16 protein-coding genes are annotated in these 13,643 nt (G+C 65.8%); all 16 read right to left on the reverse strand.

Going from position 1 to position 13,643, the window contains the following annotated elements; genetic code table 11:
* Positions 1 to 81: 81 nt before the first annotated feature.
* The 16 genes from GGQ90_RS10070 to fliE all read right to left on the reverse strand — a co-directional run bounded on the left by GGQ90_RS10070 (position 82) and on the right by fliE (position 13,632).
* The gene (locus GGQ90_RS10070; protein WP_188082035.1) at positions 82 to 561 is read right to left on the reverse strand and encodes a hypothetical protein; all 480 of its coding nucleotides are present in this window, start codon (positions 559 to 561) and stop codon (positions 82 to 84) included.
* A 110-nt stretch (positions 562 to 671) separates the two neighbouring features.
* Positions 672 to 1,808 (reverse strand): flagellar type III secretion system protein FlhB, encoded by a 1,137-nt coding sequence (flhB, locus tag GGQ90_RS10075; protein WP_188082036.1) that lies wholly within the window; start codon positions 1,806 to 1,808, stop codon positions 672 to 674.
* Positions 1,809 to 1,811: 3 nt separating this feature from the next.
* Entirely contained in the window at positions 1,812 to 2,594 is a 783-nt protein-coding gene (fliR, locus tag GGQ90_RS10080) for a flagellar biosynthetic protein FliR (protein ID WP_188082037.1), read from the reverse strand.
* Positions 2,591 to 2,863, reverse strand: a complete 273-nt coding sequence (gene fliQ / locus GGQ90_RS10085; protein WP_004208180.1) for a flagellar biosynthesis protein FliQ — start codon at positions 2,861 to 2,863, stop codon at positions 2,591 to 2,593. Before fliQ ends, fliR begins: the two co-directional genes overlap by 4 nt.
* Before the next feature lie 10 nt (positions 2,864 to 2,873).
* Complete coding sequence (gene fliP, locus GGQ90_RS10090; RefSeq protein ID WP_188082122.1) at positions 2,874 to 3,611, reverse strand: flagellar type III secretion system pore protein FliP; 738 nt, start codon at positions 3,609 to 3,611, stop codon at positions 2,874 to 2,876.
* 40 nt (positions 3,612 to 3,651) lie between these two features.
* Entirely contained in the window at positions 3,652 to 3,915 is a 264-nt protein-coding gene (locus tag GGQ90_RS10095) for a FliO/MopB family protein (RefSeq protein WP_004208182.1), read from the reverse strand.
* 84 nt (positions 3,916 to 3,999) lie between these two features.
* Positions 4,000 to 4,338 (reverse strand): flagellar motor switch protein FliN, encoded by a 339-nt coding sequence (fliN, locus tag GGQ90_RS10100; RefSeq protein ID WP_004208183.1) that lies wholly within the window; start codon positions 4,336 to 4,338, stop codon positions 4,000 to 4,002.
* Positions 4,335 to 5,219 (reverse strand): flagellar motor switch protein FliM, encoded by an 885-nt coding sequence (locus GGQ90_RS10105; protein WP_188082038.1) that lies wholly within the window; start codon positions 5,217 to 5,219, stop codon positions 4,335 to 4,337. Before GGQ90_RS10105 ends, fliN begins: the two co-directional genes overlap by 4 nt.
* A 48-nt stretch (positions 5,220 to 5,267) precedes the next feature.
* The gene (locus GGQ90_RS10110) at positions 5,268 to 5,936 is read right to left on the reverse strand and encodes a flagellar basal body-associated FliL family protein (RefSeq protein ID WP_188082039.1); all 669 of its coding nucleotides are present in this window, start codon (positions 5,934 to 5,936) and stop codon (positions 5,268 to 5,270) included.
* A 34-nt stretch (positions 5,937 to 5,970) separates the two neighbouring features.
* Positions 5,971 to 8,115, reverse strand: coding sequence for a flagellar hook-length control protein FliK (locus GGQ90_RS10115; RefSeq protein WP_188082040.1), 2,145 nt, complete (start codon positions 8,113 to 8,115; stop codon positions 5,971 to 5,973).
* A 1-nt stretch (position 8,116) separates the two neighbouring features.
* The gene (locus GGQ90_RS10120) at positions 8,117 to 8,542 is read right to left on the reverse strand and encodes a hypothetical protein (RefSeq protein ID WP_188082041.1); all 426 of its coding nucleotides are present in this window, start codon (positions 8,540 to 8,542) and stop codon (positions 8,117 to 8,119) included.
* Positions 8,539 to 9,867, reverse strand: a complete 1,329-nt coding sequence (locus GGQ90_RS10125; RefSeq protein ID WP_188082042.1) for a FliI/YscN family ATPase — start codon at positions 9,865 to 9,867, stop codon at positions 8,539 to 8,541. Before GGQ90_RS10125 ends, GGQ90_RS10120 begins: the two co-directional genes overlap by 4 nt.
* Before the next feature lie 13 nt (positions 9,868 to 9,880).
* On the reverse strand, positions 9,881 to 10,522 hold the full coding sequence (locus GGQ90_RS10130) for a FliH/SctL family protein (RefSeq protein ID WP_246428192.1): 642 nt from the start codon (positions 10,520 to 10,522) through the stop codon (positions 9,881 to 9,883).
* On the reverse strand, positions 10,515 to 11,531 hold the full coding sequence (gene fliG / locus GGQ90_RS10135) for a flagellar motor switch protein FliG (RefSeq protein WP_188082043.1): 1,017 nt from the start codon (positions 11,529 to 11,531) through the stop codon (positions 10,515 to 10,517). The genes GGQ90_RS10130 and fliG overlap by 8 nt, the downstream gene beginning before the upstream one ends.
* Complete coding sequence (gene fliF / locus GGQ90_RS10140) at positions 11,524 to 13,269, reverse strand: flagellar basal-body MS-ring/collar protein FliF (protein WP_188082044.1); 1,746 nt, start codon at positions 13,267 to 13,269, stop codon at positions 11,524 to 11,526. Before fliF ends, fliG begins: the two co-directional genes overlap by 8 nt.
* Positions 13,270 to 13,272: 3 nt before the next feature.
* Complete coding sequence (gene fliE, locus GGQ90_RS10145; RefSeq protein WP_188082045.1) at positions 13,273 to 13,632, reverse strand: flagellar hook-basal body complex protein FliE; 360 nt, start codon at positions 13,630 to 13,632, stop codon at positions 13,273 to 13,275.
* Positions 13,633 to 13,643 lie beyond the last annotated feature (11 nt).

Genomic DNA, 13,643 nt, shown 5'->3' on the forward strand with positions numbered 1-13,643 from the left:
AGAACGGCCGTAGCGCGAAGATGTTTAGGAATGATTTTCAAGCCTATGGCAAAGCCCGCAAAAAAGCGGGCAACGCCGCGATCAGATCGCCGATGCGGACAGGATCTGGTCGACGGTCCCGCGCGCGACATGCGCCTGGGCGGCATAGGCATAGCTGGCCTGCTGCGCGATCCGCTTGGCCAGATCGGCGGCCTGCTCCACCGCCTCGCGCGTAGCCGGTGGCAGCGGAATGTAGATGAAGGGCTGCGGCATCATCGCCTGGACGGCGGCCGATGCACCATCCACCGACAACGCCCCCTGCCCGGTACGCATATCGGCCAGGATATCGGCGATCTGGGCATGGATGCGCGCATATTCGGCGGCGCCGGCGGCATCCTCGTCGACCGCAGCGATATCGACCGCAAAACTATCCCGCCGACCCGCATCGCTGGCGGACATGTCCCGCTGCTCGGTTGCCGATTCCGTCGCTGAAACCGGCTGAACGGCCGCAGCCGGCACCGGCGCGCGAACCACGCTCCGATCCACTGGCGAAATCTCGCTACGCGAAAGATACTCGTTCATGACGCACCATCCTAATGCGTCCCCGTAAACAGAATACGGACAAGCGTGGCTAAACTTTAATTCACCATCGCCCTAATTCTTCGATCAACTGCCAAGTATCAGCAAATTCTCTACAATTTCTTTCCATCCGGATCGAAACGCAGATCTTCGGGCACGGTGATGAATGGACGGTCCATTTCCGTCGCCATCTTGTTCTCGACCCGGAAGACGAAGGCCAGCACCGTCGCCACCGCCATGTAGAGGCCCTCATTGACGATCTCGCCAGCGCGCGAGGTAAAGTAGATGGCGCGCGCCAGCTCGGGATATTGCAGCACCGACACGCCATGATCCTCGGCCAGTTCGCGGATCGAGGCGGCGATCGCGTCACAGCCGCGCGCGACCACCACCGGCGCCGCATCCACGCCGGGCCGGTAGCGCAGCGCCACCGCGAAATGGGTCGGGTTGGTGATGATGACGCTGGCCTCCGCCACCGCCTGGCGGGTCGACCCGTTCAGCACCTCGAACTGGCGCCGGCGAATCTGCCCCTTGAGTTCGGGCGAACCTTCGCTTTCCTTATGCTCGTCCTTGATGTCCTGCTTGCTCATGCCCAGCCGCTTGCCGCGCTGGAAAATCTGCATCGGCACGTCGATGCCCGCGATCACGAACAGCCCGCCCGCCATCACCAGGCAGACCAGGATGAACATGTTGCCAAGGTCGCTGATCGCATTGCCGACGCCAGCCTTGCCCAGGCCGATGATCGCGGTCAGCCGGTCCCAGATCATCCAGAAACCGACCGCGCCCAGCAATCCCACCTTGGCGATCGATTTGACCAGTTCGATCAATCCCTGCGCACCGAACATGCGCTTGAAACCCGAAGCCGGGTTCATCTTCGACGCCTTGGGCGCAAAGGCACCGGGACGAAAGCCCAGCGATCCGAGCAGCGCAGGCGCCGCGATCGCGGCAAAGAAGGTCGCGAGCAATACGCCCCCCACCGGCAGCGCGATATCCGCCAGCAGACCGGTGCCGCGCGTCACTGGCGAGAAGTTCACGATATCCTCGCGCCCGAAGCGCAGCGCGCGGGTCAGCATGCCCGACAGCGCATCGATCAGTCCCGGTCCCGCGACCGCCAGCCAGCCGATGCCGGCCATCACCACCAGCGCCGTCCCCAATTCGCGGGACTGGAGGATGTCGCCTTCCTTGGCGGCATCCTGCAATTTCTTCTGTGTCGGCTTTTCGGTCTTTTCGCCGCCCTCGGATCCGCCCGCCATGGCTCAGCGTCCTTCCGAGATGGCGCGGGCCTGTTCCAGGCCGGACTTGAGCGCGATGGTGATCCCCTCGCCCATTACCGGCACCGCCATCGCCAGCAGCACCAGCCCCGCCATCACCGCCATCGGCATGCCGACGGCGAACAGGTTGAGCGCGGGCGCGGTGCGCGCCAGCATGCCCATGACGATCTGCACCAGCACCAGCGCGAAGCCGACCGGCAGCGCGATCGTCACCCCGGCGCCCAGCAACGAGCCGCCAAACTGGATCATGTGCCAGACCGCATCATTGCTGAGCATCGCCGCGCCCGGCGGCAGCGCCTTGTAGCTCTGCACCACGAAGCTGATGAGCAGCAGATGGCCGTCCATCGCCAGCAGCAGGAAGGTCGAGAGGATCGACAGGAACTGACCGACCGCCTGCGTCCCCTGCCCCGACCCCGGATCGACCATCGCGGCAAAGCCAAGCCCCATGGTGTTGGCGATCGCCTCGCCCGCGACGAAGGCTGCGGAATAGCCGATCTGCACGGCAAAGCCCATGGCAAGGCCGGTCAGCACTTCGCCGGCGACCAGCATCACACCTTCGAAACTGGCCACGCCATCATGCGGCAACTGGATGGTGACGCTGTTGAGGGCGGCCATGCCGAGCGCGAGCGACAGGATCAGGCGCAACTGAAGCGGCATCGCGGGCGCACCGAAGACGGGCGCGGCCAGAAAGGCCGCACCGGGGCGGATCATGGCGATCAGCCAGATCCACAATTGCGTCTCGACGCCTGCGAAGCCGGGTGCGATCATTGCAGCAGGTCCGGTATCCGCTCGAATATCTCGCGCGTGAAGTCGGCGATCAGCACCATGATCGACCCGCCGAACAGGGTCAGCATCGCACCCACGACCAGGATCTTGGGAATGAAGCTGAGCGTCTGTTCGTTGATCGACGTCGCGGCCTGGACCATGCCGATCAGCACGCCCGCAACCAGCGCCGGAATCAGGATCGGCGCCGTCGCCAGCGCCGTGATCCACAGCGCATGCTGTGCCAGGCCCATGAAGAAATCCGCATTCTCCATTGCCGCCCTCCTATGTCGCGAAGGAGCCGGCGAGCGACCCCATCGTCAGCGCCCAGCCATCGACCAGCACGAACAGCAACAGCTTGAAGGGCATGGAAATGATCGTGGGCGACAGCATCATCATGCCCAGCGCCATCAGGGTCGATGCGACGACCAGGTCGATGATGAGGAAAGGCAGGAAGATCATGAAGCCGATCTGGAACGCGGTCTTCAACTCGCTGGTGACGAAGGCCGGCAGCAGGATCGTGAAGGGAATGTCGTCGGGCGTGCGGAAGGCCGGGGCCTCCGCCATGTTGGCGAACAGCTTGAGGTCGCTCTCGCGCGTCTGCTTGGCCATGAAGCCGTGCAGCACCTTGCCCGAACGGCCGACCGCTTCCTCGATCGATATCTGGCCCTTGCCATAGGGATCATAGGCCTGGCCGTTGATCTGGTCGATCACCGGCCGCATCACGAACAGCGACAGGAACAGGGCAAGCCCGACCAGCACCTGGTTGGGTGGCGTTTGTTGCAGGCCCAGCGCCTGGCGCAACAGCGACAGGACGATGATGATCCGAGTGAAGCTGGTCATCATGAGGATCAGCGACGGCAGCACCGACAGCAGGCTCATGAGGACGAGGATCTGCAGCGACAGCGACAGCGAGCGGCCGTCGCCCGAAATCTGTCCCATCGCGCGGGTCAGCGCCCCGCCATTGTCAATCGGAGCGGGCGCGGCCGGCACCGCCTGTGCCAGCGCAGGATCGACCAGCATCAGCCCGGCGGTCAGCAGGATGCCGCCGACCAGCCAGTGACTAGCGCGCACGATAGGGGTCGCCTTCCGCAATCTTCTCGATCCGGCCACGGGTGACCGACAGCAGGATCTTCTTGCCCTCGAACTCGACCACGGCCAGCTTGCCGAACGTGCCCATCGGCAGTGCTTCCAGCAGCTTCAAAGACCGGTCATTCTGGCCGACCATCATGCCGGGCTGATATTTGCGCCATAGCCACAGCGCGCCAAATGCCATGCCGCCGACAAGCGGCAGCAGGATCAGCAATTTAACAAAATACCAGAACATGCACGCGCCCCGCGTTAAAGGTTAATGCGCCATCCGTTCCGCAAGAATGCCGCGCAAGGCAAGTGCAAAAGCATCTGCCTGCGGTCAGCCGCGCCGTTCGACCCCGGCCATGCGGGTTTCGGTGGCGGCGATATCGACGATGCGGATGCCATAGCGGCCGTTCACCGTCACGACCTCGCCCTTGGCGATCAGCGCGCCATTGACCATGATGTCGAGCAGTTCGTCGGCCTGGCGATCCAGTTCCACGATGCTGCCTTCGGCCAGGTCCATGACTTCGGCCAGGCGCAGCGAGGTCGATCCGACCTCCACCGACATGCGGACCGGAATATCGGCCAGCAGCTTGAACTGGCGGTTGGCCGCCATGCGGCTGGCGCTGTCTTCGCCACGGGGATCCATCATCGGGGCGTCGCTCATGTCACTCATTGTTCCGGTCCCTGTGCAATCTTTTCAATCTGGAAGGCGGCACGGCCATCCTGTTCGCCGATCGTGCCATGCGCGACGATCCTGTCGCCGACGATCAGCGGCAGACTGCGGCCGATCGTCACGGGTATGATGTCGCCGGCCTTGAGCTGCATCAGCTCCGCCAGCGAGAGATTGGGGCGGGCCAGCACGGTGCGGGCCGGCAGGCGGATGTCGCGCATGCGGCGCGCCACGCGGGCCTGCCATACGGGATCGACATGTTCGTCGTCGGACGCGACCTTGCTGCCCATCAGCGCCTCGATACCGCGCAGTGCCGCCAGCGGAAAAACCATGTCGACCGACCATTCGCGATCGCGATCCAGGCCGACGCGGAAGCGCTGCACCACCATCTGGTCGGCAGGCTGGGCGGCGGCGGCAAAGCCGATGCCGGTTTCGCGCAGCAGCAGGCCGGGCTCCAGCGGCAGGACTTCGGACCAGCATTCGACCATGCGGGCCATGATGGTTTCCGACAGGCGGGCGATCAGCCGGTCTTCGGTTGGGGTAAATTCGCCGCGCGCAGGCAGCGCCCGGTTGCCAAGGCCGCCATAGAAGCAGTCGACCAGGGTCGAGATCATGGTGGCGTCCATGCACAGCAGCATCTGCCCCTTGAGCGGCAGGATGCGATAGATGGACAGGCTGCAGAAATTGGGGGCACCAGCCGACCAGGCGCCGAACTCCACCACCCGCGCATCCTCGCTCGTGACATGCGGACGGATGCCGGAAATGGGTTCGATCAGCGCACGGATACGCCGGCCGAGCTTTTCGCCCAGCCGGTCGAGGCCCGACAGCATTACCGGCGCTTGCGCGTCCCCCCGCCCGAAGGCGAAGGATTGAACGTGATTCATGTCTGTCCCCTGCCATCGGCCAGGGGACTTCCCAGCGGTCAGGCAGCGCTATTGAATAACGAAATTGGTAAAGTAAACGTTATCAATGCCGCCATAGCCGGTCTTCTGCTTCAATACATCGTTGATGATGCTACGAATTTTTCCTTGCAGCACGCGCTTGCCGTCGGGCGTGACGAGCTGCTCTTCGGGCTGTTCGGCGAGCATCATCAGCACCTGGCTGCGAATCGCCATCTCGTGCATCTTGATCGCGGCGATCACGCGATAATCATAATAGGTCGACACCGCGACGGTGATCTGGGCGAAGGCGTCGGTGTCCGTCATGTTCGACGTGAAGGGCGCCTGGAGCTGGAAATAGGTGGCCTGGTAGGCGGTCGGATTGCTCGGCGCCGGCAGGTCGATGCCCTTGCCCGGTGCATGGCCAGCCAAAGGCGCATGGCCTTCGCCGCCGCCGCTCGCATGGCCACCACCTTCACCGCCGCCACCACCGCCCTCACCGGCCCAGCCATGGGCGGTAGCGACAGCCTGCGCATCCTCGCCCGCAAGGACCAGCACCGGCTTGTTGGGATCTTCCTTGGGGCCTTCGGCCTTGGGGCTGAAAAAGCCGGCCGCGTAAAGGCCGCCTGCGGCGCCAGCGCCCCCCACCACCATGGCGACAGCGGCCAGCAGGATGAGCTTCATGCTGCCGCCCTTCTTCTTCGCCTTGGGTTCATCGCTCATCGTTCACGTCCCCTGGAATGTCCCGTCCCGGCCGTCAGGCGTAGCGCGCGCGGCGGACGTCACCGGCGCTATCGCCGGTGTCACCATGGTTAAGAACGGCCGGATCGCCCCCGGCTTTATGGCCAAGGCCATTATTTTCGCGCCCCTGCCAGCGGCCCTGCGACGAGGATTGGCCCATCGACTGGCCCGCCATCTGGCCCGCGCCCTGCCAGCTACCCTGCTGCTGGGATGCACTGCCCTGCTGTCCATTGGACGAATTGTTCGCATCAGCCTTGGCCGCTTCCGCGACATGCGGCGCGCGCTCGATCTTGACCTCGCTGATACGCACGGCGGCAAGGCCGGCGTCCAGCTTCAGCCGGTCGCTGTCCTGACGCAGCGCCATTTCCGCCGCCTCGCTGGCGACAGTCAGGCTGACCGCCGCGCCATCGCCATCCTGGCGGATATCGACCTGGATCGGGCCAAGCTGGTCTGCGTTGATCTGGAACCGGCCCTGCGCGCCATTGGCCGACAGGCCGGCAATGTCGCGGGCAAGCCCGTCGATCCACTGTCCCGACACGCCCATATCAACCACCTGCTGGCCAAGGCTGGCCGACAGGTCGACCGTCGGCATCGCCGCCGGGGTGACCGAAGGTGCCTGGGGCGTGGCGGCCTGAGGCACGGACATGTCCGCGCCACGATGCGGCGCGGCCGGAGTGGTGGCGACCAAAGGATCGACGGCCGTGGTCGCCTTGTCCAGCGTGCTATCGCTGACCGGCATTGCGGCATCGGCGCTGTCGCGCACCGGCGTCGCCCGGCGGTTCATATGGTCGCGCACCAGTTGCAGCAGCGACAGGGCTTCCGCCTTGGCCGGCTTGGCGACCACGGGCGCGGCCGGGACATCGGGGCCGGATGCGATCTCGACATCGGCCTCGTCCGGGCTGCTGGTCGTAGCCGCAGGCACGGTCTTCTCGGTCGGCTTGGCGGCCGCCACGACCATTTCGGCCGGCATGTCAGGGTTGACCTCCGGCGCTGCCGCGACGGCGGGCACGACCTGCTCGACCGGGCGCGGTGCGATCGCGGGCTGCGGCACGCCCTCGACCGGGGCCTGCACGGCATTCGGGGCCGCGTTGGCGGCCGGCGCAGGCTGGGCCGGGATCATCGCAGCGACCAGTTCAGGCGTCATTGCAGGCGCCGCCACGGGCGCCGCAGTGGTCTGATCATCCTGCCCATCCGCGCCGACCACCGGGGCCGTCACCGCTTCCTGTCCCACGGCCGGTTTCGAAGGGGCCTGGGTTTGGGACAATGAAGCTGACAGCGAAGGAGACACGCTCAAAGGCATCTCCCGGGTCGGCGCGGATGGAGCCGAAGATGCGGGGGCATCGATCGGCGCCTGCGGCAAGGGGGGAAGTGCAGCAGGCAAGGAATGGGCAATCGGATCGGCGACAACTGGTGCGTCGCTGTCGACGGGCGCATCCACCGTCACCGTGTTAGCTTCGCTGTCACTATCGGCGATGTCGTCAGCCTCGGGCGCGACCATCACAGCCGGCAGAGGCTGCGGCGCGTGCGTCGGCGTGGTCTTGATCGGAGCGTCGGCAAGGGCGAGCGCGATCGGACCTTCGGCGTCAACCGGCAGCGGCAGGGCCACATCGGCGGTCGGAACCGGCGCCGGCGTCCGGATATCGGCAGGCGCAGGCGCGACCGCTGGCGCCGGGGTCGGCAAGGGCAGCGGGAGGGCTTCGGTTAGGGCTTCGGCGACAGCCTCGCCTTCGAGCAGGACGATCGGGGCGGGCTCGGCCGATACGGCCGCCACGGCCGTCTGATGCTCAACCGACGCAGCGACGGGCAGGACCGGTTCGGCAACCGGCAATGCGGCCTCAACGATCGGCAGCGCCGGTTCTGCGGCCGGCTGGACCGGCATGGCGCGCTGGGTCAGAAATTCGGCGGTGTCCGGCAGAGCCGGCGCTTCGATTGCTTCGGGCGTCACGACCGGCGCATCGCCCTCGATCGCCGCTTCCACCGGAAGAGCTGGCGCGCCCATACTCGTGGCAGGCGCAGCCGACTGCGACGCGCCATCGACATCGCTCAGCAGAGCGGCGAAGTCGGCCGCACCCTCGGCCACGGCCGAAGCACCGGCCGCCGTCGCGCCGGCCAGCGGCGTCGAGGAAAAGAGCAGCGATTTGAGGCTGGCGAGCATGGTCATGTCAATTGTCCCCCGTGCGCTGCATGCGGCGATAGCGCGGCAACGCGGCAAGCTTGTTCTCGCGCCATTCTTCCAGCGCGACGCGAGCCCGATCCTTCAGGCGCGCGGCAATTTCCTTCTCGCGGTTGGCCGCGATGCTGAGCCCTTCCTTCGTCTCCACCTTGCGGCGGGCGTCGTAGAGCGCGCCGTCGAGCTGGCGACCGGCCTGCTCCAGACGGCTGGCCAGTTCCTGCATGGAGGCGAAGGACGCACCGGTAGCGCCGCCCTGAACGCCGAACAACTCGCCCCGCACCCGGCGCAGTCGTTCCAAATTGGTGGCGATCCCCTCCGCCTCGTCGCGCGCACGCGCAGTTTCGGCCATGGCCATGGCATGCTGGACATGGCGCACGCGCAGCACGCGATGACGGCGGGACACCAGCCCCTTCATGCGCCAAACTCCGCGATCAGCGCGTTGGCGCTGGTATCAAGGTCGATCCGGCTCTTCTGGTCCTGGCGGATGAAGTTCAGGATTTCCTGGCGACGCTGCACCGCCTCATCGATCACCGGATCATTGCCGGGACGATAGGCGCCCATCAGGATGAGGTCGCGATTTTCCTCATAGGCGGCCCAGAGGCGGCGATAGGCAGCGGCGGCCTGGCGATGCTCGTCGGGCACGACGTCGGCCATCACGCGCGACAAGGACTTGCCGATGTCGATCGCCGGGAAGATCGCCTGTTCCGACAGGCTGCGCGACAGCACGAAATGCCCGTCGACAATGGCGCGCGCGGCGTCGACGATTGGATCGTCGGTGTCGTCGCCGTCGGCCAATACGGTGTAGAGCGCGGTGATCGAACCACCGGTGCGGGCATCGACGCCGGCGCGTTCGACCAGACGCGGAATCAGCGCCAGAGCCGAGGGCGGATAGCCTTTCATCGCCGGCGGTTCACCCAATGCCAGGCCGATCTCGCGCTGCGCATGGGCGCAGCGGGTCAGGCTGTCGATCAGCAGCAGCACCTTCTTGCCGCGGGCACGGAAATATTCGGCGATGGCGGTTGCGCGGGCGGCGGCACGCAGGCGCAGCACCGGCGGATGGTCGGCCGGCACGGCAACCACGATGCTCTTGTGCATCGCATGCTTGAGCTTGGTTTCGAGGAAGTCGCTGACCTCGCGGCCACGCTCGCCGATCAGGCCGGTAACGACGATGTCGGCTTCGGCGCCAGCGATCATCTGGCCCATCAGCACCGACTTGCCGACGCCCGAGCCGGCGATGATGGCGATGCGTTGGCCGCGCCCGGCAGTCAGCAGTGCGTTGACGGCGCGCACGCCCAAGTCGAACGGCTCGGTAACCCGGCCGCGATCGAGCACATTGCCCTTCACGCCGTTGAGCGGCCATACGCCACCCGCAATGATCGGCCCCTTGCGGTCGAGCGGCTGGCCCATGGCGTCGATGACGCGGCCGATCAGCCCCTCCCCCACCTGCACCATATTGGCCTGGCTGTCAGGTTCGACGCGAATGCCATTTTCCAGCGGCGCGTCAGCGTCGAGCGGCACCAGCAGGGTGCGTTCGCCGCGAAAGCCGACGACTTCGGCGCGACAGACCGATCCGTCGCTGGCGAGGACGCGGGCACCCGAGCCGATCGGACGGCGGAAACCGGTGACTTCCAGCATGCCCGCATCATGGCTGACCAGACGGCCGACATGGCGCGGCTGGCGGTTCTGGACCTGAAGATGCTCGAACAGGGTTTCGGCCTGCGTCAGCTCGGCGCGGATCATGCCCAATTTCCAATCATGAACGGCCCTCCATGTCGTCCATCAGGGCGCGCAGGCGCGCCAGACGAACGTCCGGGCCATCCTCGACCCAGCCATCGGCGGTTTCAAGGCGCACGCAACCGCGCTGCATGTTCTTGTCCGATACCAGCGGCACGCCGATCTGCTCGCCTTCGAGCAGGGCGACATCGTCAGGATGCAGATGGAGCGCGCTCTTGTCGCTGCTGTCGTCGATGAAGGCGGCGACCGCTTCGCAACGCTGGGTCAGCCGATCAACGTCGATCTGCACTTCGCCGACAATCTGTTCGACCAGGCGGACGACCGTGGCCGACAACATGGTCGACAGGCTGCCGCTGGGCGCGGGCGTCAGCATTTCGAGCGCGGCGGTCAGGCGGTTGCGGGCCTCGATCTCATTGGCCTGTTCTTCGGCAGCGGCGCGATACCCTTCCTCGAAACCCTGCGAAAAGCCCGCCATATGGGCTTCGTCGATCGGATCGCTCTCCGGCTCGGCATGGATTGGCGCGCGCGCAGGAACCGCGACAAGGTCGCTCGGCAGTGCCGAATAAAGACTGCGGAAACCATTGCTGGCGACCTGACCGACACCGACCATCGGCACGCTCGATACCTCGCGGCTGGCTTCGGCCGCCCAGATCTTAGACAAAGTCGTTCCCCTTGCCACCCAGCATGATGGTGCCGGCATCCGCCATGCGACGGGCGGTGGCGATGATCAGCTTCTGCGCGTCGATGACCTCGGCCAGGCGGATCGGGCCTCGTTCCTCGATCTCGTCGGCGATCGCCTGCGCGGCGCGGGCCGACATGCAGCTGAAGATCTTCGCCTTGAGCATGTCGTTCGCACCCTTGAGCGCGACGACCAGCACCTGGCTGTCGACGGTGCGCATCAGCGTGCCCAGATTCTTGTCATCCATGTCGATCAGGTTATCGAAGACGAACATTTCCTCTTCGATGGTCTGGGCGATCATCTTGTCGCGCTTGGCGACGGCCTTCATGATCCGCTGCTCATTGTCCTTGCGGACATTGTTCATGATCGCGGCCGCCTCGACCGTGCCGCCGCGTTGCGACGCCGCGCCCTGCTTGTTGACCGGACCGCGCAGCAGCAGTTGTTCCAGATCGTCCAGCGCCTCGTTCGACACCGGGCCGAGCGTGGCGATGCGGTAGACGATCTCTTCCTGATATTCGGTCGGCAGCAGTTGCAGCACGTCGGCGGCGACAGGCGCTTCCAGATGCGCCAGCACGATCGCCATGATCTGCGGATGCTCCATCTCGATCAGGACGGCGACTTCCTTCGCGTCCATCCACTTCAGCATTTCCAGCTGGGTGGAGCGGGTCGGCGGAGTGATGCGCGCGAGGATGGTTTCAGCCCGCTCCTCGCCCAGCGCCTTGGTCATCGCGCCGCGGATATGGCGGGTGGCGCCATAGCCGATGGTGGTGCGCTTCTTGGCCTTGGTGACGAAATGGTCGAGCGCCTCGTTCACTTCCTCGGGATCGACATCCTGCACATCATACATGGCGTAGCCGAGCTGACGGACTTCTTCGGGCTCCAGGCGCGACAGGATCTGCGCCGCTTCATCCTCGTCGAACAGCATCAGCAGGACGGCGGCGGCGGCGCTGCCCTTGAGCGCCTCGGGACGGCCGGGGACGATCTCAGGCATTTTCCTTCTTCCCTTCCTTCAGAAGGTCGCGGACCACCAGGGCGGCGCGATCGGGATCCTGCTTGACGAAATTGCGGATCAGGTCGGCGCGCTGGGCATAGTCATAGGTGGACGAGATCATGTCGAGCGTGACCGGGCGGCTGGGATCGGGATTTTCGACGGCCTGCTTGGTCAGCTCGCCTGAAATCTCGCGCCCCAGACGCTGGCCGGCTTCGGCGGTCTCGGCGGACTGCGTTTCCTGGGCGGCAGCACGGCGCTTGAGCAGCGGGCGGCCGATGCCGAAGATCACCAGCAGGGCGACCAGCAGGGCCGATACATTGCGGATCAGCGGCGACATCCAGTCGGCTTCATACCAGGGCGCCTTGACCTCTTCAGGCTTGGCGAAGCTGCGGGCCGACAGGGCGACCACGTCGCCACGAGCCTGATCGAAACCGATTGCGCCCTTTACCAACGCTTCGAGCGCGGCGATTTCCTGGGCGGAGCGCGGCTTGCCATCGGCGCCGGTATCCAGCGCGACGGCGACCGACAAACGCTTTACCGTGCCGACCGCATCCTTGGTGACGGATACTTCACGCCCCAGCTCGAAGCTGCGGTTGAAGGTTTCCTCGGTCTTCATCGGCGGCAGTCCGGGGGTCGCCGGCTGCTGTTCCGCGGTCTGTCCCTGCGTCACCGCCTGGCCATTGGGATTGGTCTGGGTCACGGTGGGGTTGACCGGCGCCTGGTTGCTGAGCGCACCGGGGATGCCCGATGCCTCGCCGGCCTTCTGGCCGCGTTCGTCCGACGACCAGCTGCCCTGCTCGACGCGCAGACGCGCCTCGTCCTGGGGAAAGCTTTCGCGGGTCGCCTGGCGCTCGGCGAAGTTCAGTTCGGCATGCACCTCGGTCGAGAATTTGCCGTCGCCCAGGATCGGGGTCAGCAGCGCGACGACCGACTGGCGATAGCGATCCTCGATCCGGGTCTGGATGGCGAGCTGGCGATCGTCGGCGGCATTGCCGTCATTGTTGCTGAGCAGGCGACCATTCTGGTCGACGACCGAAATGTCCTCCGGGTTCAGTTCCGGGATCGACGAGGCGACGAGATGGACGATCGCGCTGACCTGCGCGTCGGTCAGGGTGCGGCCCTGGGCCAGACGCAGCATCACCGAGGCCGAAGGCTTGGTGCGTTCGCGCAGGAACACGCTGGGGGCCTCGACCGCCAGATGGACCTTGGCAGTCTCGACATTGTCGATCGCCTCGATCGTGCGGGCCAGATCGGTTTCGCGGGCGCCGCGCAGCTTCTCATTCTCGACCGCGCGGCTGGCACCCATCGGCAGGCTGTCGATCATGCTGTTGCCGTCGGGCGCGCTCTTGGGCAGGCCCTGGGCGGCGAGCATCATCTTCGCCTTGAAATAATCGCCCTCGCCTACGGTCATGCCACCGCCATTGTCGAAGTCGTACTTGATGCCATTCTGGTCCAGCACCTGGGCGACGGCCGACTTGTCGGCATCGGGCAGGCCACGGAACAGGTCGCGCTGTGGCGGTTCGCGCAGCGCAAGCCAGGCCGCACCGGCAACCGCGACGACGCCGAGCAGACCGAGCAGCGGCAGGCTCTTGGCGACCGCCGGCTGCTTGATGAAACCAGCGAAGCGAGCCTTGAGCGCGTCGACGCCCTTGGCATTGCCGAAGCTGGCGCCGGTTACGGCCGGGAGGGCCGGGGCAGCGGCAGCGCCGCCATTGATGGTGAGTGCGTTCTCGCTCATGGTTTAGACCGGCATGCTCATAATGTCCTTGTAGGCGGACAGGAGTTTGTTGCGGACCTGGAGGGTCGCCTCGAAGCTGACCGATGCCTGCTGCTTGGCCAGCATGACCGCGGCGATATCGGTGGTTTCGCCCCGTTCGAACGCGGAAGCGGCATCGCCGGCCTGGGTCTGCAGGCCGTTGACCTGCTGGAGCGCGTTGTTGAGCGCATCGGTGAAGCCGCCGGGCGCGGTGCCCTGGGTGGCACCGGCGCCGCCAACCGAACCGACATTGCCGGTCGAGGCGACGTCGCGCAGCGCGGCGTTCTTTTGCAGGATGGCGCTACGGATCGCCATCACGCTGTCGGTGGGAGAGATGCCGGTCATGCCCTAGCCTC

The organism is Sphingobium scionense (assembly GCF_014197035.1).
In the GTDB taxonomy this organism is placed as follows: domain Bacteria; phylum Pseudomonadota; class Alphaproteobacteria; order Sphingomonadales; family Sphingomonadaceae; genus Sphingobium; species Sphingobium scionense.

What these genes read in the sequence shown, in the direction of transcription:
- GGQ90_RS10095 (WP_004208182.1), bottom strand. Translation starts at nt 3,915, where the DNA reads ATGTTCTGGTATTTTGTTAAATTGCTGATCCTGCTGCCGCTTGTCGGC.
- GGQ90_RS10110 (WP_188082039.1), bottom strand. Translation starts at nt 5,936, where the DNA reads ATGAGCGATGAACCCAAGGCGAAGAAGAAGGGCGGCAGCATGAAGCTC.
- GGQ90_RS10070 (WP_188082035.1), bottom strand. Translation starts at nt 561, where the DNA reads ATGAACGAGTATCTTTCGCGTAGCGAGATTTCGCCAGTGGATCGGAGC.
- GGQ90_RS10120 (WP_188082041.1), bottom strand. Translation starts at nt 8,542, where the DNA reads ATGAAGGGGCTGGTGTCCCGCCGTCATCGCGTGCTGCGCGTGCGCCAT.
- fliN (WP_004208183.1), bottom strand. Translation starts at nt 4,338, where the DNA reads ATGAGTGACATGAGCGACGCCCCGATGATGGATCCCCGTGGCGAAGAC.
- flhB (WP_188082036.1), bottom strand. Translation starts at nt 1,808, where the DNA reads ATGGCGGGCGGATCCGAGGGCGGCGAAAAGACCGAAAAGCCGACACAG.
- GGQ90_RS10125 (WP_188082042.1), bottom strand. Translation starts at nt 9,867, where the DNA reads ATGATCCGCGCCGAGCTGACGCAGGCCGAAACCCTGTTCGAGCATCTT.
- fliP (WP_188082122.1), bottom strand. Translation starts at nt 3,611, where the DNA reads ATGCTGGTCGATCCTGCGCTGGCACAGGCGGTGCCGGCCGCGCCCGCT.
- fliF (WP_188082044.1), bottom strand. Translation starts at nt 13,269, where the DNA reads ATGAGCGAGAACGCACTCACCATCAATGGCGGCGCTGCCGCTGCCCCG.
- fliE (WP_188082045.1), bottom strand. Translation starts at nt 13,632, where the DNA reads ATGACCGGCATCTCTCCCACCGACAGCGTGATGGCGATCCGTAGCGCC.
- GGQ90_RS10115 (WP_188082040.1), bottom strand. Translation starts at nt 8,115, where the DNA reads ATGACCATGCTCGCCAGCCTCAAATCGCTGCTCTTTTCCTCGACGCCG.
- fliG (WP_188082043.1), bottom strand. Translation starts at nt 11,531, where the DNA reads ATGCCTGAGATCGTCCCCGGCCGTCCCGAGGCGCTCAAGGGCAGCGCC.
- GGQ90_RS10105 (WP_188082038.1), bottom strand. Translation starts at nt 5,219, where the DNA reads ATGAATCACGTTCAATCCTTCGCCTTCGGGCGGGGGGACGCGCAAGCG.
- fliR (WP_188082037.1), bottom strand. Translation starts at nt 2,594, where the DNA reads ATGATCGCACCCGGCTTCGCAGGCGTCGAGACGCAATTGTGGATCTGG.
- fliQ (WP_004208180.1), bottom strand. Translation starts at nt 2,863, where the DNA reads ATGGAGAATGCGGATTTCTTCATGGGCCTGGCACAGCATGCGCTGTGG.